This is a genomic window from Ruegeria sp. K11, from assembly GCF_056531905.1.
On the sequence record NZ_JBQFMP010000004.1, the window covers coordinates 349,442 to 369,344 of the forward strand.

The window sequence follows — 19,903 nt, forward strand, 5'->3', positions numbered from 1 at the left end:
CTCACGGCCACGGTCACAGGAAATTAGACTGTCAAGTGCAAGAAAACCCTTGAAGCCGGGCCACGATCAACCAAACTCTAATGGTATGAGGACATGGTTGGGATGGGGATCCGGCCTACAGCCCGCCCCCTTCTGACCCAAGACAGAGGAGCACCCGCGTGCCTTCATTCTCGAGCACATTAGAACAAGCCATTCACGCGGCCCTGGCGGCTGCGAACGAACGGCGGCACGAATTCGCAACGCTGGAGCATCTGCTGCTGGCGCTGCTGGAAGAGCCGGACGCCATCCGTGTCATGAAGGCCTGCAGCGTCGATCTGGATGAGCTGCGCAGCACTCTGGTCGAATTCATTGACGAGGATTTGTCAAACCTTGTCACAGATATCGACGGGTCCGAAGCTGTCCCGACCGCCGCGTTCCAGCGTGTGATTCAACGCGCCGCCATTCACGTCCAAAGCTCGGGCCGGACCGAAGTCACGGGGGCAAATGTTCTGGTGGCCATCTTCGCCGAACGCGAAAGCAATGCCGCTTATTTCCTGCAGGAACAGGATATGACCCGATATGACGCGGTGAATTTCATCGCCCATGGTGTGGCCAAAGACCCTGCTTATGGTGAAAACCGCTCGGTTTCCGGGGCCGATCAGGTCGAAGAGGAAACGCAGCCCAACGCCGGCGAAGGCGAGCAAAAAGAAAGCGCGCTGGGCAAGTATTGCGTTGACCTGAACGCCAAGTCCCGCGCTGGTGATGTCGATCCGCTGATCGGACGCGCCGATGAGGTCGAGCGCTGTATTCAGGTGCTCTGCCGCCGCCGTAAGAACAACCCTCTTCTGGTAGGTGATCCAGGCGTTGGTAAAACCGCCATCGCCGAAGGTCTGGCGCACAAGATTGTCGCCGGTGAAGCGCCCGATGTTTTGTCCGAAACCACGATCTACTCGCTGGACATGGGCGCGCTGCTGGCCGGAACCCGCTATCGCGGCGATTTCGAAGAACGGCTGAAGGCAGTTGTGACCGAATTGGAGGATCACCCCGACGCGGTTCTGTTCATCGACGAGATTCACACCGTGATCGGTGCCGGTGCCACCTCGGGCGGCGCGATGGATGCGTCGAACCTGCTGAAACCTGCCCTGCAGGGCGGTAAGCTGCGCACCATGGGCTCGACCACGTATAAGGAGTTCCGCCAGCATTTCGAAAAAGACCGCGCGCTGAGCCGCCGGTTCCAGAAGATCGATGTGAGTGAGCCCTCGGTCGAGGACAGCGTAAAAATCCTGCGCGGCCTGAAGCCTTATTTCGAGGAACACCACGCCATTAAATACACCGCGGACGCAATCAAGACCGCGGTCGAGTTGTCGGCGCGTTACATCAACGACCGCAAGCTGCCGGACAAGGCCATCGACGTGATCGATGAGGCCGGTGCCGCGCAACATCTGCTGGCCGAAAGCAAGCGCCGCAAGACCATCGGCGTGAAAGAGATCGAGGCCGTCGTCGCCAAGATCGCACGCATCCCGCCGAAGAATGTCACCAAGGACGATGCCGAGGTTCTGAAAGACCTCGAAACCTCGCTGAAACGGGTGGTGTTCGGTCAGGATGATGCCATCGTGGCGCTCTCCAGCGCCATCAAATTGGCCCGTGCCGGTCTGCGCGAGCCTGAGAAACCCATCGGCAACTACTTGTTCGCGGGTCCAACCGGTGTAGGCAAAACCGAGGTGGCGAAACAACTTGCGGATACGCTGGGGGTGGAACTGCTGCGCTTCGACATGTCCGAATACATGGAAAAACATGCTGTTTCCCGCCTGATCGGCGCGCCTCCGGGCTATGTCGGGTTTGATCAGGGCGGTCTTCTGACCGATGGTGTCGATCAACACCCCCATTGCGTCCTGTTGTTGGACGAGATCGAGAAAGCGCATCCGGATGTGTTCAATATCCTGCTGCAGGTGATGGACCATGGCGAGCTGACCGATCACAACGGCCGCACGGTGAACTTCCGCAACGTGGTGCTGATCATGACCTCGAACGCGGGCGCGCAGGAACAGGCCAAAGCCGCCATCGGTTTTGCCCGCGACCGGCGCGAAGGTGAAGACACTGCCGCGATTGAGCGCACGTTCACGCCTGAATTCCGCAACCGTTTGGACGCTGTGATCTCATTCGCGCCGCTGCCGAAATCGGTCATTCTGCAGGTGGTCGAGAAGTTCGTTCTGCAGCTTGAAGCGCAACTGCTGGATCGCAACGTGACCATCGATCTCACGCCTAAGGCTGCCGAGTGGCTGGCCGATAAGGGCTATGATGACAAGATGGGTGCCCGTCCGCTTGGGCGCGTCATCCAGGAACACATCAAGAAGCCCCTCGCCGAGGAACTGTTGTTCGGCAAACTGGCCAAAGGCGGTGTAGTTCGCGTTTCGGTCAAGAAGGGTGAGTTGAACCTGGTTATCCTCGGCCCGGACCAACCGCGCATTCCAGGAGATAAACCGCCGCTGCTGACGGCAGACTAAATGCGCACCGCATTTGCGGCATTGATAACGCTCGCTGCCAGCCCGGCGGCGAGCGAATTCATTCTGGAGCAGCCGGTAGATTGTGTTTTGGGTGACAGCTGCTTTATCCAAAACTACGTCGACCATGATGGCGGTTCAGGAGCGCAGGATTATCGCTGCGGTGCCTTGGTCTATGACGGGCACAAAGGGACAGATTTCGCATTGCCAACCCTGGCTGACATGCAGGCAGGCGTAAACGTATTGGCGGCAGTTTCAGGAACCGTTCTTGGTATCCGCGACGGCATGGAAGATACGGTCTTTTCCGGCGAACCCGCTGCTTCGGTACAAGGTCGGGAATGTGGCAATGGCGTTGCTATCGCAAGCCCGGATGGGTGGGAAACCCAATACTGCCACCTGAAAAAGGGATCCGTGCAGGTCAAAACAGGAGATAGTGTCTCCGCCGGAACAGTATTGGGGCAAATCGGGTTGAGCGGGAAAACCCAGTTCCCGCATCTACATCTTTCCGTACGCAAAAACAGCATTCCCGTTGATCCGTTTGCGCCCGACGGACCGCAAGCCTGCGCATCGTCGCAAACGACCCTCTGGGCTGATCCGATAACATATGCGCCGGGTGGTTTGATCTCTGCCGGGTTTACGTCGGACATCCCAAAATATTCCGCGATCAAAGCCGGGACCGCAGCGCATGACGTCTTTTCGGTCAAAGCGGGGGCGATTGTGCTATTTGGTTACGCGTTTGGCATCCAAAAAAACGACATCATGCGGATCGAGATTTTTGGCCCACAAGGCCAGGTCAGTTCGGATGACATCGTGTTCGAGAAAGACCAGGCGCAAGCCTTTCGCGCCACAGGGCGCAGGCTGTCTCAGCCGCAGTGGCCCGCCGGAATATATCGCGGAGAAATCACGCTGATCCGAAATGATGCCGCAATCAGCGCCAGATCGGTGACAGTTCCAGTACGGTGATCCTTACCGCTCTGTCAGTTTCAATTCGATACGGCGATTCTGCGCACGCGCTTCCGGCGTATCGTCCGGGTTGACCGGCTGGAACTCGCCAAACCCGTTTGCCGCCAGACGACTCGGCGGGATGCCCAGCGCGTCGACCATGAAAAGAACGACCGACAACGCACGGCCCTGGCTTAACTCCCAATTGTCGCGATAGCGCCCTCCGCCGCCCAAGGGCACATTGTCGGTGTGGCCATCCACGCGGATGATCCAATTGAGACCCTCGGGAATTTCCGCCGCAACACCACGCAGGATATTGGCCACTTTCGCCACTTCCAACTGCCCTTCCGGGGACAGAATGGCGGAGCCTGTGTCAAACAGAACCTCCGAGGAAAATACAAATCGGTCGCCTTCGATCCGCACACCTTCCTGATCGCCCAGAACATCGCGCAGCCGTCCGAAAAACTCAGACCGGTAGCGTTGCAAATCCTCGGCCTGCGCGGTCAATTCTTCGTTCTGCCCGGCCAAAGCCTCGGCCTCGGCCTCAAGGCGGATGCGTTCTGCCTCTTCCAACAGGCGGCGGCGGCGCTCTTCCGAGGCCGCGCGGGCCAGCGCCGCGTTCAGGTCCTGACCCAAGGTCTGAATCTGAATCTCCGCCGCTTCATTGCGTTCTTCATAGTCATCCAGCAGTGCCTGCAGCGATCCCAATTGTCCGCGCAAGGCCGACATCTGCTGGTTAAGCAAAGCGGTTTGCCGCTGAGCTTCTGTAGACGTCTCCTGCTCGGAGGCCAGCGCCTGTTCGGCAACCGCCAGCAAAGCCGCACGTTCCGCAGCCAGAGACCTGAGCGCATCGGCATCTTCGGCCGCCTGCGTTTGCGCGGCAAGCGCGGCCTGCAGCTGTTCGCGCAACCCTTCAGCATTCAGCTCGCCAAATTGGCGTTCCAGTTCGGCTTTTGCCGCCTGTGCGGCGGCCAGAAGGGTCAGTGTCTCTTCCGCCTCTTGCCGTTGCGCCTCCAGCGCAAGCGTCATGGCGGTCAGCTCTGAATCCGCGTTCTGCAACCGGTCGCGCAAGGCTTCGGCGGCAGCAGCCTCAGCAAGGCGTGCGGCTTCCTCATCCGAAAGCTCCTGTTCCAGTTCCGAGATCAGTGTGGCCCGCGCTGCATCGCTGGCTTCGAGATCAGCGACCAACGCCTCAAGCGCCTCGCGACGTGCAGCCGCGAGACGTGCGGCTTCTGCCTGTGCGTCGATTTCCTGACGGCTTTGGGCCAGTGCCAGATTCAGGGCATCCTGTTCGGACAGCAGGTCTTGCTGTTCGGACAGCAAATTGTCGCGCTGACTTTCCAACGCGGCAATTTCGCCACGCGCGCGATCCTGATCCGCAAGCAGCGCGGCAACCTGCGCCTCAAAATCGGTGATCTGTGTTTCGGCCTGTGCCAGATCATCCTCGACCTGTGTCAGCGTCGTATTCAATGCGCCCAATCGTGCCTGAAGGCGGCTGTTTTCGCGCTCTTCCAACCCAAGCGCACCGGCCAGCGCGGCAATCTCATCGGACAAGGCAGTCAACTCATCTTCCTGGCCCGAGATAGTTTCTCGCAACACGAATTGCACGACCATGAAGATGGTCAGCACAAAGGTCAGCACCATCAAAAGACCCGTCATCGCGTCCACGAAGCCGGGCCAGACCGAACCCGAGAACCGCTGACCGGTGCGACGGGACAGGGCCATGGCTTAGTCCCCCTCGGACGGGCTGCGAACCGCGCCGCGCGGCAGGGTCAGGGCCTTGACCAGCAGTTCGAAATCCTTGCGCAGCTCGTTCATGCTGTCCTGACGACCGGCTGATATCTCTTCGAGGATCCGCAGCAATTGCACGTCCATCGATCGAAGACGCATCCGGCTTTCGGCATCGATCCCTTCGCCCGCGCCATGGTCGCGCATGTGGTCCAGCAATGCATCCTGCCCCAGCGCCACGCGTTCAAGGGCGGCGGTCACACCTTCGGACTGCGCCTGCCGCATGTTCATTTCACTGATCGCATCGACAAGCTGCCCCAGCTTGCCGGACATCTCGGCGCGGTTCAGTTCCTGCGCGGTGAACATGTCCTGCAGCGCATCCATCTGCTCGGCCATGGTGTCCAGCACAGGCGTCAGCACAGCCAGTTCCGCGCTGCCTTCTTCACCGCCCGCAAATCCGACACGGGTGATCGAGGACAGCCATTCCTCCAGCTCGCGATAAAAGCGGTTCTGCCCGTGCCCTGCGAACAGTTCCAGCAGGCCCACAACCAACGACCCGGCCAGACCCAGCAAAGACGAACCGAACGCAACGCCCATACCTTGCAGCTGGGATTCCAGCCCGGTCATAAGCCGGTTGAAGACGGCCAGACCTTCCTCACCTTCCTGAGGGTTCAGGCTGCGGATGGTATCGACAATGGCGGGAACTGTGGTGGCCAGACCGAAGAAGGTCCCCAGAAGGCCAAGATAGATCAGAACATTGGTGATATAGCGCGTGATCTCGCGTTCTTCTTCCACCCGCTCCGCAACCGAGTCCAGAATGGACCGCGTCGAGCTGGAACTTATCTGAGACCGCGCGCCACGTGCGCGCAACAGCGAGGCCAAGGGGGCCAGAAGTTGCGGTGTACGCGCATCCTCACGCACCACACCGCCGACAAAGGCTTCGATCCAGCGCACAGATCCAATCAGTTGAGTGACCTGAAGGAAACAGGCGAGCACACCAATGACAAAGACCAGAATGATGAACCCGTTGAGATACAGGTTGGCCTGAATGACCGGCAGCACATAAGGCAGGGCCATGAACACCCCAAAGCCCGACAGCCCGATTGCGATCAGCATCATCAAGATTTGCCGGATCGGTTGCGAGAAATGTGGTCTCGCGCCCTGATGTGCCTGCGCCATGCGCGTGGCTCCTGGTATTGTCTGCTCTGGAGTGAGCCTAGCGAAAACGTGGCCGCGACGCCAAGGGTTTATGCGCTGATTCTACGCACCCGTTGCGACAACCACTCAAGGTCCGGATCATGCAGACCGATCTCGGTCAAATGATCGGCGGTGTTGAACAGGTATTCGGTATTTGGACCCCGTCCACCAACGGCATGGGCAATGATCTGGGCCTGTTCTTCCAGTGGCAGCCCGCCGCAATACTGTACGTGATGGGCATCGATCACATAGGTAACGGCATTGACCACCTGTCCGTTGTCCAAATGCACGTCCAGCATGCGCTCAAGATAAGCGGATGAGATCAGCTCGCGCTCGCGCAATTCGGCCAGCGTTCGGTCTTCATGCCCGGCCTCAACCGCCAGCGCCAGCCCCGAACATTTGGTGTCGGGCTGTTCATCCAGCGCCAACACCAGCCCCGGCTCATCCTCGGTGCCGCGATGATGGATCGAGCGCATGCAGAATGACCGCGCATATCCGTGCAACGTGGCCCGTTCACTGCGCGCCACCGGAAAGCCGGGGTTCCACAATAGCGATCCATATCCGAATACCCACATCGTCATTGCACTGGTCCTTGCCCGTTTGCGCCTATAAACATCAATTCCAAGGCAGGAAAAAGGGCCATTCATCATGCGCCGTCTGATACGAGTATTTGTGTTTGTCGTCCTGGCATGGAGCGCCTATTGGTTTGTCGCAGGATACGGCCTTCGCAACGCGATTGCCGGGTGGTTCGACCATCAGCAAGAACTGGGATGGCAGGCCGATTTTTCGGATGTATCAACCGCAGGCTATCCAGGCCGCCATGTGACGCGTCTGAACAATCCCGCACTGGCTGATCCGGTCAATGGCACTGCCTGGAGCGCCGACTGGATCGAATTCCAAAGCCCTGCAATCTGGCCCGGACGTCAGATGCTGCGCTTTGCCGATACACCTCAGCGGGTATCGTATTTCGACCAGACCACCATAATTCAGGCCATGGAACTGCAGGCCGAGCTGAACCTGCAACCCGGTGTGGCGCTGGTTTTGGAAAAGATGGCCCTGACAGCAGGGGCGTGGGCGTTGACAGACGGCACCGACCCGCAGGCCGCAGGGGACAGCCTCAATCTGGTTATGGCGCAAGAGGGCGCGCCCGAGTCTTATGCGATTGGCGCAAAAGTGGACGGGTTTGAACCCGGGGAAGAGCTGCGTCGCCTCATGCGCTCTGCCGCGTCCCTGCCCCAGACCTTTGAAACGCTAGAGTTGGACGCGTTCATCACATTTGACAAACCGTGGGACCGATCAGCAATCGAAGCCGGTCGCCCGCAGCCGGTCAGGATTGACCTGCGGCTGGCCGAAGTCAAATGGGGCGAGTTGCGCCTGTTCGCAGCCGGAGAGCTTGACGTTGACGCGCAGGGTATTCCCACGGGCGAGATCGCCATCAAGGCAGAAAACTGGCGTGACATGGTGGCGATGGCCAATGCCGCCGGTGCCCTACCCGATCAGGCGGTTGATCCTGTGACCCGGGCCCTGACCTTTATGGCCGGCCTGGGGGGCAACCCCAACGCGCTGGATCTGCAACTGAATTTTCGCGACGGGTTTGTCGCACTGGGCCCCCTGCCCCTTGGGCCTGCACCGCGTTTGATCCTGCGTTAGCGACAATAAGGTCCGCGGCGATAGCGCGCCGTATCAAGATGGAAATGATCGCGGTGAAACCGGTCAGAATTTGGCCCAAGTACGGTTCCAAACGGCCCACAGGCCCCGCGCCAGATTTTGACCAGCTGTTTCTGCGATGGGTTCTTGCGCCAGCCATTCAGCACGGTCACCACCTCACCGTCCGCCATTTTGAAGCCCGAGATGTCAATCGCGCGGCCCTTGCCATGTTCCGAGATACGCGCGCCCTTGCGGTTGTTCCTTGTCCGGCAGGCGTAGTGTGCCGCAACCTGAAGCTCGACCACTGGCCCGCGTCGTTTGAAGGTCGGCTTGACCGTTTTGTCGACCCATTTATTCAACGCAATCGCGGTGCCGCAATCCATTGTTGACGGACGGCTCAGCGCTACGCCGGACACCGAGGTGATCTGTACCGCATCCTTGATCCCACAGGCTTTGATCTTGCCCGGAACTTTGCCCACCGGCTTGCCCTGAATGGCGATATCACCACAGACTGAGCTTTTGCGCAGCTTGCGCTTTTTCAGAAAGACCTCTTGCTCCAGTGATTTGGGACGCAGGTATGGCATGAGTGAGGTATCAGGGCCAAGCAGCGGCAGATCGGACGGGCGTGCGGCGAAGGCCAATACCTGTGGTGATGCAGGCCGCAATTCTGGGCGCAGTCGGGCCGCAGGCGCGGGTGCAGCAGCTGGCGTTGCCTCGGCCCGCGCGACAGGAAACAGCGAGCGATCCAAAGGGGCGGCCACTGCCAGAGAAGCGCTGGCGATCAGAAACCCGACTGTATACGCGCGCCACCCACAGGTCATGAGCTTGCCTTGCTGCGTCCGAAATCCGGGGCGTCGGTGTCCTGCCCTGCGTCGATGATGCCACGCCGGATCGCTCGGGTGCGGGTGAAGTAGTCGAACAGGTGCTCCCCATCCCCGGTGCGGATCGCCCGTTGCAAGGCAAACAGCTCTTCGGTGAACCGGCCGAGTATCTCCAGCGTTGCGTCCTTGTTGGTCAGAAACACATCGCGCCACATGGTCGGGTCCGAGGCCGCGATACGGGTGAAATCCCGGAAACCGGCAGCCGAGTATTTGATGACCTCAGTGTCGGTGACCCGCCGCAGATCATCCGCCACGCCCACCATCGTATACGCAATCAGGTGCGGGGCATGGGATGTAACGGCCAGCACCAGATCGTGGTGATCGGCATCCATCTCATCGACATAGGCACCCATCCCCTCCCACAAAGCGCGCAACCGGGCCACCGCCTCGGGGTCGGACCCTTCGATCGGGACGATCAGGTTCCAGCGATTGTCAAACAACTCGGCAAAACCGGCTTCAGGACCGGAATGCTCGGTCCCTGCCAATGGGTGCGCCGGGATGAAATGCACACCATCAGGTATATGCGGGGACACAGCCGCGATAACATGGCGCTTGACCGAGCCCACATCGCTGACGGTCGCGCCGGGCTTGAGGCTTGGCGCAATATCCGCCGCAATCGCACCCATGGCCCCGACGGGCACGCAAAGCACAACAAGGTCCGCGCCCGCGACGGCCTCTTGCGCGGTGTCGCAAATCCGGTCGCACAAACCGATCCGGCGCGCCGTGTCGCGGGTTTCAGCGGACCGGGCATAGCCGGTCACTTCCCCCGCAAGACCGCCTCGTTTGATCGCCCAGAACATGGATGAGGCAATCAGGCCCAGCCCGATCAGCGCAACACGGTCGTAAACTTGGCTCATGCTGCGCCCTCTTTGAATGCAGTGATTGCGGCGACTACCCTTCTGCAAGCGTCTTCATCACCGACGGTGATCCGAAGCGCATTCGGTAGATTATATCCCGCCACACGCCGCACAATCAGCCCTCGCGATTTCAGATAGTCATCACAGGCTTCGGCCTCGGGCTGATCCTTGAAACGCGCGAGAATGAAATTGGTGCTGGACGGATCGGACGGCACGCCGACTTTTGCCAACTCGTCCGACAGCCACACCCGAAGGCGGGCGTTCTCGGTGTGGCAAAAGGTCAGATACGCATCATCCTTGATCGCGGCTTCGGCCGCTGCCAGAGCGGTAAGTGACAGGTTGAACGGCTGACGCACCCGGTTCAACACATCTATGATGGCCTGCGCGGCATAGCCCCAGCCGACGCGCATTCCACCCAGACCATAAATCTTGGAAAACGTCCGCGTCATGATCACGTTGTCGAACCGATCAACCAGCGACGCACCACCATCGAAATCCGCAACAAATTCGGCATAGGCGCCGTCGATCACCATCAGACAGGTCTGCGGCAATGCATTGGCCAAGCGCTCCAACTCGGACTTGGGGATCATGGTCGAAGTCGGATTACCCGGGTTGGTCACAAACACAATTCGGGTCTGGTCGGTAACCACGCTCAGGATGTTGTCGACATCCACTTGACGGTCGGTCTCAGGCACCATGACCGGTGTCGCACCCGCCATTCGCGCGATGATCGGATACATTGAGAACCCGTGCTCGGTGTACATGACCTCGTCCCCCGGGCCGGCATAGGCCTGCGCCACGAATTGCAGAACCTCATCGCTGCCGACGCCGCAAATGATCCGCGCCGGGTCCAGCCCGTGACATGCGCCAATCGCCGCGCGCAAGCTGGCATGGTCAGTGCTGGGATAGCGATGCAGGGTTGCCGCACTGTCACGCACAGCCTCAATCGCCTTGGGGCTGGGACCGTGCGGGTTTTCGTTGGAACTCAGCTTGATCACATGCGCGACCCCGGCCACATGCGACTGCCCGCCCTGATACAGCGCGATGTCCATAATGCCCGGTTGCGGGGTGATCTTGTTCATATCAGGCTCCGTATGTTGGAGCCCCTCATACCCGTCTCAACGCGTTGAGAAAAGCGGCAATTCCGTCACGCCGCTTTGAAGCGGGCGGTTGCCGGGTCGGCGCTGTAACATGGCGCGAATTCCTCGGTGCGGCACGACAGATCATTCACGCTGTCGATGATGAACTGGACGGTTTCGACGCTCATCAGATACGAAAAATTCAACCGCACCCAGCCGGGCTTCTTCATCTCTTCTCCCGCGCTCAACGCCGCGTGCAATTCATCCGAAGTCGCGCGATCAATACCCAACAACCGATGCGCATATGGCCCGGCACAGGCACAACCGCCCCGCGCTTGAATGCCATAAATATCGCTCAGCATCCGGGTAAAGAGCTGCTGGTGCACCGGGCGCCCGGCATTGTCGCGAACAAGAAAGGAATAAATCGGCAACCGGTGCGGATTGTCCGCGCCCAACAGCGTAAGGTTGGGATTATCACCCCATCCCTGTATCGCCATCCGATTGTATACTGCCTCCCGCCTGGCAATCTCATCCGTGCCCACCACATCCTTGACGATGAAAGCAAGTGCTGCCCGAATGTCGCCGATCACGTTGGGCGTTCCGGCCTCTTCCCGGGTCGCCAGATCCGCGCTGTAGTCATGCCGCCAAGGCGACACAAAACTCACCGTTCCGCCACCGGGCCAACTGGGGCTGGTGCGTTTCACGGCCTGTCGGTTGACCACCAGCACCCCCGACGCCCCCGGCCCGCCCGGGAACTTGTGAGGTGAGACAACGATCGCGTCCTTGCGCGCGTCTTCCGGCCCCATGTCGATCGGCAAGTAAGGCCCACCCCCGGCATAATCCCAAACAGCCAGCGCCCCATGTGACTTAAGCAACCGGGTGACCGGGTCCGGTTCAGTGATGATCCCGGTGACATTCGAGGCCGCCGAAAACGAGCCGATGATCAGATCAGACTCAGCGTTGACCTTCAAAGCCTGCTCAAGGGCGGCCAGATCGACACCGCCGTCTGATGCTTCCGGGATTTCGATAACCTGCGCCTTGCTCTCTCGCCACGGCAGGATGTTCGAGTGATGTTCATACGGCCCGATCAATACAACCGGCCGATCAGCACGATCAACTCCCAGCAGGCTGACCAACCGGTTGAGACCCGCAGTGGCGCCTGATCCGGCAAAAATCACCGCATCCTCTTCCGAGGCTCCTATGATGCGGGCAATCTCTGCGCGCGCTTCACGGCGCAGTCGGGTCATGTAAGACCCACAATAGGAGGCTTCGGTGTGACTGTTGGCATAAAACGGCAACACATGCGCAGTCACAAATTCCTCGACCTGCCGCAACGCACGGCCCGAGGCGACATAATCCGCATATACAAGCGGTACATCCCCATGCAGACCCGGGATCAGAACGTTCTCTCCGATCAACCCATCACGCAGGTTCGAATTGTGAGCGGTGGATTGGATGTCTGCGCGAAATTGGGACAAGGTCATTGCGTGGGCTCCATATTGCATATCGAATATGATTGCTTTTCGGCGCAAATAACTCCCCTGTTATTGACTTAATTTTCTGAATCTTGTGTCATATTCTTCGAAATGGCCAAAATTTTAGATCAAATTGACAAAAGCATCCTCCGCCAGCTGCAAAAAGATGCCACCCTCTCTCAGCGCGACCTGGCAGATCGGGTCGGATTGTCCCAAAACGCGTGCTGGCGGCGGTTGAAAGCGCTGAATGACAGCGGTGTTATCACCGGATCAACAGCACAGATCGCGCGCGAGAAACTGGGGCTGAACCTTGTGGTCTTCGTTATGCTACGCACCCGACATCACTCTGCCGAGTGGTTGCAGGCCTTTCGCCGCCACGTGCTGACCATTCCCGAGGTCGTGGACTTCCACCGGATCGGCGGAGACTACGATTATCAACTCAAAGTGGTGACACAGGACATGGCATCCTACGACAAGGTTTATCAGCGCCTGATCGAAAAGGTCGAACTGGACAGCGTGACATCCTACTTCGCGATGGAAGCCATCGCCGAAGGCCGCCCATTTCCGATCTGATCCAAATCTTCATCTGGCCCCAAATACCCCGGGGGAGTCGCGAAGCGACGGGGGCAGAGCCCCCTCCAAATAAAAAGACCGCGCTGAAAGCGCGGCCCTTCATCTTGTGCAGATCGGCGAAGATTAGTTCTTCGCGTAGAATTCCACGACCAGGTTCGGTTCCATCATCACTGGATAGGGCACATCGCCCAGGCCCGGCGCGCGCACGAAAGTTGCGGTCATCTTCGAGTGGTCCGCGTCGATGTAATCCGGCACATCACGTTCGGCCAGCGCAACGGCTTCCAGAACAACGGCCAGTTGCTTGGATTTGTCACGTACTTCAATTACGTCGCCTTCCTTGACGCGGTAGCTGGGAATATTCACCCGCTTGCCGTTCACTTTAACATGGCCGTGGTTCACGAACTGACGCGCGGCGAAGACGGTCGGCACGAACTTGGCGCGGTAAACGACGGCATCCAGACGGCTTTCCAGCAGACCGATCAGGTTTTCACCGGTGTCGCCGTTCACACGTACGGCTTCGGCATAAATGCGGCGGAACTGCTTCTCGGTCAGGTCGCCATAGTAGCCTTTCAGCTTCTGCTTGGCGCGCAGCTGCAGACCGAAGTCCGACAGTTTACCCTTGCGGCGCTGACCGTGCTGGCCGGGGCCATATTCGCGACGGTTGACCGGGGATTTCGGACGACCCCAGATGTTTTCGCCCATCCGGCGGTCGATTTTGTACTTGGCAGACGTGCGTTTGGTCACGGCTGATCTCCTTCGTTCAGGTCGAGGCCCTAGGGCCGCTATGAAGGGCGTTGTCCTCTTGAGGTCTCCCCCATGACAGGTATCCCCTTGCGGGGGCCACCAACACCAATGAAGCCGCGCTTATATCCGCGCGATGGGCAGAGTCAACAGGCCAATCGCGCAGAGTCCAAATTCCTGCAAAATAACGATAAGGAAAGTGTAGTTCGCTTATTCAGCCGCAACAACGGCAACCTGCTCGGGAGATGATATCTCAACCGGCTGCGATGACTGGAACCTGACGATATTGCTCGACGCCGGCGCAGCCTGCGCAGGCTCCGTGACCTCGGTGATTGAGCTTACCCAGAACTCCTGATCCCGCGCCGGACACGCATCTTTGAAAACCAACCCAAGGAAATCATCTTCATCCGATCTGACAAGCTCTGCCATGAATCGCTGTGCGCCATTTGAAAGCTCAAGCCGGGCCTGAACCCGGACCAAACACCCCGCGCCACGACCAAGCAAAAAGGAACCACCAAACCCCGCATCTGGATCGTCCGACATGTCCATGATCGTCAAACCGGCCTTGGCACCGCACCAAGACCAGACTGCCCCGACACTCAGATCGGAAACCGATGCTGAAAGAAGCCCATCAAGTTCAGTTTGCGTCCAACAAATAGCAATAGGACCGTTGTAACCGGTTCTCATTTTACCGCCCGCACTGCTTAACATTCCACCTGTACCATGGACTGTGTATCAACGCTAAAATGGGCAGAAAAGAGACGATGACGCAGCGTTTACGTGATTGTTGCTCATAAGCACACTCAAATTGAGACAATTTCGACCAAACCCAGCTGACAACGACGGCATAAACACACGTTGGCCGGACTATACCTGTTTTCAGCGACGGGTCGTTAAGTGCGTGACGGACAAGTTTACGCTGTTTGATTTTCCGGTATCAGACCTGTTCTTGAGTTTGAGACACCTGTCCGGCAGGCCGCGAAATCGTCATCTCACCCATAGAGCGCGCGCGCCTCGGCAAATGACAACAAGCGACGGCGGTTTTCGTCCCACAAATGCAAGCGCGCGTTGGCAAGGCTTTCACGAATGGTCATTCGGTTGCTGTTCGCCAGCTCATCATGATCCCTCAGCACCTCGGTCAACCGGTAGAACGGGACGCGGCTGTACAGGTGGTGCACGTGGTGAATGCCGATATTGGCACTGAACCACTGCAGAACAGGCGGCAGGATATAGTGGGAACTGCCGTGCAAGGCTGCTTCATGCAACTGCCAGTCTTCATCAGACTCCCATGTTGTATCCTCGAACTGATGCTGCACATAAAACAGCCATACACCCGCCGTTGCGGCGATCAGCGTCGAGGGCAAAAAGATCAACAGCAGCGGCATCAAGCCGCCAAAATAATAGATGAGATAAAGCACAGCAAGAATGGCCGCATTCGTAGCCATTGCGCTGGTCCAGAATTTCAAGCTCCCCATAAGCCCAAGCGGCAGCCGGTTCTGGAACAGAAACAAATAGCCGGGGCCAAGACCGAATAGTGTGACGGGATGACGATACACCCGGTACCAAAAACGATTCATGGGTGTCAGCCTGCGGTATTCGGCCACTGTGAGTGTATGGATATCGCCCATTCCGCGCTTGTCCAGATTACCAGACGCGTTGTGATGGGTAGAGTGTGTGCGTCGCCAGACGTCATAAGGTGTGAGCGTCAGTACTCCGATCATCCGCCCGACCCAGTCACTGACGCCTCGGTTCTTGAAAAAGGCGCCATGCCCGCAATCATGCTGTATGGCAAACAGGCGCAGCAAAAAGGCTGAGTTCAGAACCGAGATCGCAAAAACCAGCCAATATCCGACTGACAGACAGATCCATGCCAAAGCCCAAAGAGCCAGAAAAGGAATGAGGGTAACCCCCAGCTCAAACCAGCTGCGCATCTGGTTCGGTTCCCGATATTTGGCAAGCGTCGTCACCCAATCCCGCGCGGCAGTTACTTTCGGGGCGTCCCGGGTCGAGTGAGTGGATAGGGTCATGCGCCTGCCGTAACTTTCTTGTTGATTACATACCGGATAGACAACCCCACCCATATCGCAATCGATTTCTGGACGAGACGCAGGGATTTGCGCTCAAATCTTGGTGTTCCCACCTAAAGAAAAACCCCCGCTTACGCGGGGGCCTTCAAATGTTTCCAAAGACGGGTTCGATCAGAGACCCGTGCTCACGTCGATGGTGTTGCCCTCTTCCAGGGTCACATACGCTTTTTTGACGTCTTTCCGACGGCCCAGCTGGCCGCGGAACCGCTTGACCTTGCCTTTGGTCACGGTGGTGTTCACCGCTTTGACCTTCACACCAAACAGCGCCTCAACGGCCTCTTTGATCTGCGGCTTGTTGCTGTCGATCGCCACTTCAAAGACAACCGCGCCGTTTTCGGACGCCATGGTCGACTTCTCGGTAATGATCGGCTTGCGGATCACGTCGTAGTGTTCTGCCTTCGCGCTCATTTCAGACGAGCCTCCAGTGCTTCGACAGCCGCTTTGGTGAGCACCAGGGTGTCACGCTTGAGGATGTCATAGACGTTTGCGCCCATCGACGGCAGGATATCCAGGCCTTCGATGTTTTTGGACGCTTTCAGGAACCCTTCGTTCACGGTCGCGCCGTCGATGACCAGAGCGCGTTTCCAGCCCAGGTTTGCAACCTGTTTGGCCAGAGCGGCGGTCTTGCCTTCGGCTTCGGCACTCTCGATCACGACCAGTTCACCTGCCTTGGCTTTGGCCGACAGAGCGTGGCGCAGGCCAAGCTTGCGGAACTTCTTGGGCAGGTCGTGGCCGTGCGAACGCACGACGGGGCCTTTGTAGATACCACCACCACGGAAGATTGGCGCGTTGCGGTCACCATGGCGTGCGCCACCGGTGCCCTTCTGGCGATAGATCTTCTTGGTCGAGTAGCTGGTTTCCGAGCGGGTCTTGACCTTGTGGGTGCCGGCTTGCGCATTGTTACGCTGCCAACGGACCACACGGTGCAGGATGTCCGCGCGCGGCTCGAGGCCGAACAGATCGGCGTTCAGCTCGATGTCGCCGGCTTTGCCGCCGTCCAGTTTGATTACATCAAGTTTCATGCTTCACCACCTTCCGCGGGCGCTTCTTCCGCAGGTGCTTCGGTTGCAGCCGATTTCACAGCAGCCGGGAAAGGTAGGCCTTCCGGTGCTTTCTTCTTCACGGCGTCCTTGACGGTAACCCAGCCCGATTTCGGTCCGGGAACAGCGCCTTTGATGAAGACCAGACCACGGTCGGCGTCGGTTTTGACGACTTCCAGGTTCTGGGTGGTAACACGGGCAGCACCCATGTGACCGGCCATCTTCTTGCCTTTGAACACCTTGCCCGGGTCCTGACACTGACCGGTCGAACCGTGCGAACGGTGGCTGATCGAAACACCGTGCGAGGCGCGCAGACCACCAAAGTTCCAACGCTTCATCGCACCGGCAAAGCCTTTACCGATCGAGGTGCCCGAAACGTCAACCTTCTGACCTTCCAGGAAGTGTTCGGCCGAAATTTCGGCACCCACATCAATCAGGCCATCTTCAGAGACGCGGAACTCGGCCAGCTTACGCTTGGGCTCGACCTTTGCAGCGGCATAGTGACCGCGCATGGCTTTCGAGGTGCGTTTTGCCTTGGCAGCACCGGCGCCCAGCTGAACGGCGGTGTAGCCGTCTTTATCAGCGGTACGCTGTGCAACAACCTGCAGGTTATCCAGGTGAAGAACGGTCACAGGGATCTGCTTGCCGTCTTCCATGAACAGGCGGGTCATGCCAACTTTTTTTGCGATAATACCAGAGCGCATAATCTATACCCTCCGATTACGACTGCAGCTTGATCTCGACGTCCACACCAGCAGCGAGGTCGAGCTTCATCAGCGCGTCAACGGTCTGGGGGGTCGGATCAACGATGTCCAAGAGACGCTTGTGCGTGCGGATCTCGAACTGGTCGCGGGATTTCTTGTCAACGTGAGGGCCACGGAGAACCGTGAACTTCTCAATCTTGTTCGGCAGTGGGATCGGGCCGCGCACGTTCGCGCCGGTCCGCTTGGCAGTGTTGACGATCTCTTGCGTGCTGGCATCCAGAACGCGATAGTCAAATGCCTTCAGCCGAATACGGATATTTTGGCTTTGCATAGATACAGCCTTTTATCAGGCGTTGAGGTTGAGAGGAGGACAGACGCGCATCGCCAACCCTCATCGAACCCAAAAGGCGGGAATCACCCCGCCTTGACGTTCTTGTTGAGAACTCGCGCGTATTAGTGGGGTTAGTGGGGTTTGGCAAGGGGGAAATGGTTGCCATACAAAAGAGAATGTTGGGTGGGTTTTCTCCAGCCCAGTGTTGCACAACCCCCATCGACATCTGAGGACACATAGCCCATCTTCCACCATAGGTAGAGTATGTCGAGTCTGGAAGCCGCCACAATGAAAATGCAGTTCTTTACTTTTGGTGCAGCTACGATCTGTGCTTCACTGGCAATCTTCATGCTACTTCGTGAAGGTACTGCTAGTGAAAATGTTCCAGACGCTCTTAGCATCGGCACAGCGCTGGCAGACATACGAGATATCCCTGTCGGCGCACCCGAGACGCGTGAATTGATGCTGCGTGGTAAACTGGCGAAGTTCTGGCAAGTCGTTGACGAAAAGGCTCCAGAAGACCTGGATTACGTTATCGACCGCTTTTTCGAGGCGAGATCGAGCCTTCGAACAAGCGAGGATGTTCGAGAGAAGCTAGACCGCGAATTGCTGGCATATAGGTTACGACTGGCCAAGTACTCTCGAGCGCTTTCGGATCGGCAGCGGGTCGATATGATAAACGCACGCATCCAGTTTCTGCGGTCATTCGATGATCCAAAAACTTGCGCACTTGTAGCTCGCCATGGTGCTGGCAAACTGAATTACCATCAACTCTCTCTGGTATATCTGGAACTGGATCAAGTCATGGCGACTATGACTTCACACCTCCTTGACGCTCGTGCAATCAACACCGGTGAGGCGAATGAACCAATACCGCCTACAAACGAAGACTTCGATCGATTGGCAAAGAGAATGAAAGACAACGGGATGACCGATTTAGATCTAGAACCTCTGTACCTTGATACGTGGAGAGCCCCAGAATATTGCCAAGTATACTTGAGCTATCTTGAGAACGTCGCCGCGATGCCCGGAAAGTCGGGGATGGCCATAAGGTTTGACGAAATCGAAGGTTTACTCAATTCCCAATGAGGTGGAAAAGCAACGTACACTTCATCGGAAAACGCTCACCCACGGCTGCTGTTCTTCATACCGGTACACCCGTTCGAACCCGTTAAAAGAGAAAAAGGCCGCCCCTGATTGGGACGGCCTTCTTTAGTTCAACGGAGTGAGCTCTCATTGCTCTTTCAGAGCAACTGCCGCCCACCAGTCGGCAGAGCCGACTTACTCGATGATCTTCGACACAACGCCGGCGCCGACGGTGCGGCCGCCTTCGCGGATGGCGAAGCGCAGGCCGTCTTCCATCGCGATGGGCGCGATCAGCTCGACGGTGAAGCCAACGTTATCGCCGGGCATAACCATCTCGGTGCCAGCCGCCAGGGTCACGGTGCCGGTCACGTCAGTGGTCCGGAAGTAGAACTGCGGACGGTAGTTCGCGAAGAACGGAGTGTGACGACCGCCTTCTTCCTTGGTCAGGATGTAGGCTTCGGCTTCGAACTTGGTGTGCGGTGTAACCGAACCCGGCTTACACAGAACCTGGCCACGCTCAACGCCGTCACGGTCGATACCGCGCAGCAGCGCGCCGATGTTGTCGCCCGCTTCGCCGCGATCCAGCAGCTTGCGGAACATTTCAACACCGGTACAGGTGGTTTTCTGAGTGTCACGGATGCCGACGATTTCGATCTCGTCGCCAACATTGATCACGCCACGCTCGACACGACCGGTCACAACGGTACCACGGCCCGAGATCGAGAACACGTCTTCGACCGGCATCAGGAACGGCTTGTCAACTTCACGCTCAGGGGTGTCGATGTAGTCATCAACAGCCGCCATCAGTTCCTTGATCTTCTCTTCGCCGATTTCCGGGTTGTTGCCTTCCATCGCGGCCAGAGCCGAACCTGCGATGATCGGAATATCGTCGCCGGGGTATTCATAGCTGGACAGCAGTTCGCGAACTTCCATCTCAACCAGTTCCAGCAGCTCTTCGTCGTCGACCTGGTCCACTTTGTTCATGAACACGACCATCTTCGGGATGCCAACCTGGCGGCCCAGCAGGATGTGCTCGCGCGTCTGCGGCATCGGGC

General features: G+C 58.2%; 20 protein-coding genes. 5 read left to right on the forward strand and 15 right to left on the reverse strand.

Annotated features, from left to right (window positions below; all coding sequences use genetic code 11):
• The first annotated feature begins 158 nt into the window (after positions 1 to 158).
• Positions 159 to 2,483, forward strand: a complete 2,325-nt coding sequence (clpA, locus tag ACR0K4_RS08860; protein ID WP_480853654.1) for an ATP-dependent Clp protease ATP-binding subunit ClpA — start codon at positions 159 to 161, stop codon at positions 2,481 to 2,483.
• Positions 2,484 to 3,443 (forward strand): M23 family metallopeptidase, encoded by a 960-nt coding sequence (locus tag ACR0K4_RS08865; RefSeq protein ID WP_480853655.1) that lies wholly within the window; start codon positions 2,484 to 2,486, stop codon positions 3,441 to 3,443.
• A 3-nt stretch (positions 3,444 to 3,446) separates the two neighbouring features.
• Here the strand turns inward: ACR0K4_RS08865 and ACR0K4_RS08870 are convergent, their stop codons facing one another.
• The 3 genes from ACR0K4_RS08870 to ACR0K4_RS08880 all read right to left on the reverse strand — a co-directional run bounded on the left by ACR0K4_RS08870 (position 3,447) and on the right by ACR0K4_RS08880 (position 6,928).
• On the reverse strand, positions 3,447 to 5,147 hold the full coding sequence (locus tag ACR0K4_RS08870) for a peptidoglycan -binding protein (protein WP_480853657.1): 1,701 nt from the start codon (positions 5,145 to 5,147) through the stop codon (positions 3,447 to 3,449).
• A gap of 3 nt (positions 5,148 to 5,150) precedes the next feature.
• A complete protein-coding gene (locus ACR0K4_RS08875; RefSeq protein ID WP_480517340.1) occupies positions 5,151 to 6,329 on the reverse strand; it encodes a biopolymer transporter ExbB in 1,179 nt (392 codons plus the stop codon).
• A gap of 68 nt (positions 6,330 to 6,397) precedes the next feature.
• Positions 6,398 to 6,928: a gamma-glutamylcyclotransferase gene (locus tag ACR0K4_RS08880; protein WP_480853659.1), complete on the reverse strand. Its 531-nt coding sequence runs from the start codon at positions 6,926 to 6,928 to the stop codon at positions 6,398 to 6,400.
• 67 nt (positions 6,929 to 6,995) lie between these two features.
• Between ACR0K4_RS08880 and ACR0K4_RS08885 the strand changes: the two genes are divergently transcribed.
• Positions 6,996 to 7,997 carry a DUF2125 domain-containing protein gene (locus tag ACR0K4_RS08885; RefSeq protein WP_480853660.1) on the forward strand — a complete coding sequence of 334 codons (1,002 nt, stop codon included), beginning with the start codon at positions 6,996 to 6,998 and terminating at the stop codon, positions 7,995 to 7,997.
• Here ACR0K4_RS08885 and ACR0K4_RS08890 read toward each other — a convergent pair.
• The 4 genes from ACR0K4_RS08890 to ACR0K4_RS08905 all read right to left on the reverse strand — a co-directional run bounded on the left by ACR0K4_RS08890 (position 7,994) and on the right by ACR0K4_RS08905 (position 12,295).
• Positions 7,994 to 8,815 (reverse strand): extensin-like domain-containing protein, encoded by an 822-nt coding sequence (locus tag ACR0K4_RS08890; protein ID WP_480853662.1) that lies wholly within the window; start codon positions 8,813 to 8,815, stop codon positions 7,994 to 7,996. The genes ACR0K4_RS08885 and ACR0K4_RS08890 overlap by 4 nt on opposite strands.
• Complete coding sequence (locus tag ACR0K4_RS08895; RefSeq protein WP_480853664.1) at positions 8,812 to 9,732, reverse strand: prephenate/arogenate dehydrogenase family protein; 921 nt, start codon at positions 9,730 to 9,732, stop codon at positions 8,812 to 8,814. Before ACR0K4_RS08895 ends, ACR0K4_RS08890 begins: the two co-directional genes overlap by 4 nt.
• On the reverse strand, positions 9,729 to 10,814 hold the full coding sequence (hisC, locus tag ACR0K4_RS08900) for a histidinol-phosphate transaminase (protein ID WP_480853666.1): 1,086 nt from the start codon (positions 10,812 to 10,814) through the stop codon (positions 9,729 to 9,731). Before hisC ends, ACR0K4_RS08895 begins: the two co-directional genes overlap by 4 nt.
• A gap of 65 nt (positions 10,815 to 10,879) precedes the next feature.
• Positions 10,880 to 12,295: an aminotransferase class V-fold PLP-dependent enzyme gene (locus tag ACR0K4_RS08905; RefSeq protein WP_480853668.1), complete on the reverse strand. Its 1,416-nt coding sequence runs from the start codon at positions 12,293 to 12,295 to the stop codon at positions 10,880 to 10,882.
• 102 nt (positions 12,296 to 12,397) lie between these two features.
• On the opposite strand from ACR0K4_RS08905, the gene ACR0K4_RS08910 reads away from it, so the two are divergent.
• Positions 12,398 to 12,859: an Lrp/AsnC family transcriptional regulator gene (locus ACR0K4_RS08910; protein ID WP_480853670.1), complete on the forward strand. Its 462-nt coding sequence runs from the start codon at positions 12,398 to 12,400 to the stop codon at positions 12,857 to 12,859.
• Positions 12,860 to 12,982: 123 nt separating this feature from the next.
• Here the strand turns inward: ACR0K4_RS08910 and rpsD are convergent, their stop codons facing one another.
• The 7 genes from rpsD to rpsJ form a co-directional block, all read right to left on the reverse strand.
• Complete coding sequence (gene rpsD, locus ACR0K4_RS08915; RefSeq protein ID WP_480517324.1) at positions 12,983 to 13,603, reverse strand: 30S ribosomal protein S4; 621 nt, start codon at positions 13,601 to 13,603, stop codon at positions 12,983 to 12,985.
• A gap of 207 nt (positions 13,604 to 13,810) precedes the next feature.
• Complete coding sequence (locus tag ACR0K4_RS08920) at positions 13,811 to 14,143, reverse strand: hypothetical protein (protein ID WP_480853671.1); 333 nt, start codon at positions 14,141 to 14,143, stop codon at positions 13,811 to 13,813.
• A gap of 449 nt (positions 14,144 to 14,592) precedes the next feature.
• On the reverse strand, positions 14,593 to 15,627 hold the full coding sequence (locus ACR0K4_RS08925; RefSeq protein WP_480853672.1) for a fatty acid desaturase: 1,035 nt from the start codon (positions 15,625 to 15,627) through the stop codon (positions 14,593 to 14,595).
• A 171-nt stretch (positions 15,628 to 15,798) separates the two neighbouring features.
• Complete coding sequence (locus ACR0K4_RS08930; protein WP_008757532.1) at positions 15,799 to 16,095, reverse strand: 50S ribosomal protein L23; 297 nt, start codon at positions 16,093 to 16,095, stop codon at positions 15,799 to 15,801.
• On the reverse strand, positions 16,092 to 16,709 hold the full coding sequence (rplD, locus tag ACR0K4_RS08935) for a 50S ribosomal protein L4 (protein WP_170429267.1): 618 nt from the start codon (positions 16,707 to 16,709) through the stop codon (positions 16,092 to 16,094). Before rplD ends, ACR0K4_RS08930 begins: the two co-directional genes overlap by 4 nt.
• Complete coding sequence (rplC, locus tag ACR0K4_RS08940) at positions 16,706 to 17,431, reverse strand: 50S ribosomal protein L3 (RefSeq protein WP_170515968.1); 726 nt, start codon at positions 17,429 to 17,431, stop codon at positions 16,706 to 16,708. Before rplC ends, rplD begins: the two co-directional genes overlap by 4 nt.
• A gap of 16 nt (positions 17,432 to 17,447) precedes the next feature.
• Complete coding sequence (gene rpsJ, locus ACR0K4_RS08945) at positions 17,448 to 17,762, reverse strand: 30S ribosomal protein S10 (RefSeq protein ID WP_008756422.1); 315 nt, start codon at positions 17,760 to 17,762, stop codon at positions 17,448 to 17,450.
• 288 nt (positions 17,763 to 18,050) lie between these two features.
• On the opposite strand from rpsJ, the gene ACR0K4_RS08950 reads away from it, so the two are divergent.
• Positions 18,051 to 18,851, forward strand: coding sequence for a hypothetical protein (locus tag ACR0K4_RS08950; protein WP_480517315.1), 801 nt, complete (start codon positions 18,051 to 18,053; stop codon positions 18,849 to 18,851).
• A 192-nt stretch (positions 18,852 to 19,043) separates the two neighbouring features.
• Here the strand turns inward: ACR0K4_RS08950 and ACR0K4_RS08955 are convergent.
• A partial coding sequence (locus ACR0K4_RS08955) for an elongation factor Tu (protein WP_480853673.1) occupies positions 19,044 to 19,903 on the reverse strand: 860 nt, incomplete at its 5' end.

Coding starts and splice junctions, on each gene's coding strand:
- ACR0K4_RS08865 (WP_480853655.1), top strand. CDS start 2,484: ATGCGCACCGCATTTGCGGCATTGATAACGCTCGCTGCCAGCCCGGCG.
- ACR0K4_RS08870 (WP_480853657.1), bottom strand. CDS start 5,147: ATGGCCCTGTCCCGTCGCACCGGTCAGCGGTTCTCGGGTTCGGTCTGG.
- ACR0K4_RS08875 (WP_480517340.1), bottom strand. CDS start 6,329: ATGGCGCAGGCACATCAGGGCGCGAGACCACATTTCTCGCAACCGATC.
- ACR0K4_RS08880 (WP_480853659.1), bottom strand. CDS start 6,928: ATGACGATGTGGGTATTCGGATATGGATCGCTATTGTGGAACCCCGGC.
- ACR0K4_RS08885 (WP_480853660.1), top strand. CDS start 6,996: ATGCGCCGTCTGATACGAGTATTTGTGTTTGTCGTCCTGGCATGGAGC.
- ACR0K4_RS08890 (WP_480853662.1), bottom strand. CDS start 8,815: ATGACCTGTGGGTGGCGCGCGTATACAGTCGGGTTTCTGATCGCCAGC.
- ACR0K4_RS08895 (WP_480853664.1), bottom strand. CDS start 9,732: ATGAGCCAAGTTTACGACCGTGTTGCGCTGATCGGGCTGGGCCTGATT.
- hisC (WP_480853666.1), bottom strand. CDS start 10,814: ATGAACAAGATCACCCCGCAACCGGGCATTATGGACATCGCGCTGTAT.
- ACR0K4_RS08905 (WP_480853668.1), bottom strand. CDS start 12,295: ATGACCTTGTCCCAATTTCGCGCAGACATCCAATCCACCGCTCACAAT.
- ACR0K4_RS08910 (WP_480853670.1), top strand. CDS start 12,398: ATGGCCAAAATTTTAGATCAAATTGACAAAAGCATCCTCCGCCAGCTG.
- ACR0K4_RS08920 (WP_480853671.1), bottom strand. CDS start 14,143: ATGTCGGACGATCCAGATGCGGGGTTTGGTGGTTCCTTTTTGCTTGGT.
- ACR0K4_RS08925 (WP_480853672.1), bottom strand. CDS start 15,627: ATGACCCTATCCACTCACTCGACCCGGGACGCCCCGAAAGTAACTGCC.
- ACR0K4_RS08930 (WP_008757532.1), bottom strand. CDS start 16,095: ATGAGCGCGAAGGCAGAACACTACGACGTGATCCGCAAGCCGATCATT.
- rplD (WP_170429267.1), bottom strand. CDS start 16,709: ATGAAACTTGATGTAATCAAACTGGACGGCGGCAAAGCCGGCGACATC.
- rplC (WP_170515968.1), bottom strand. CDS start 17,431: ATGCGCTCTGGTATTATCGCAAAAAAAGTTGGCATGACCCGCCTGTTC.
- rpsJ (WP_008756422.1), bottom strand. CDS start 17,762: ATGCAAAGCCAAAATATCCGTATTCGGCTGAAGGCATTTGACTATCGC.
- ACR0K4_RS08950 (WP_480517315.1), top strand. CDS start 18,051: ATGAAAATGCAGTTCTTTACTTTTGGTGCAGCTACGATCTGTGCTTCA.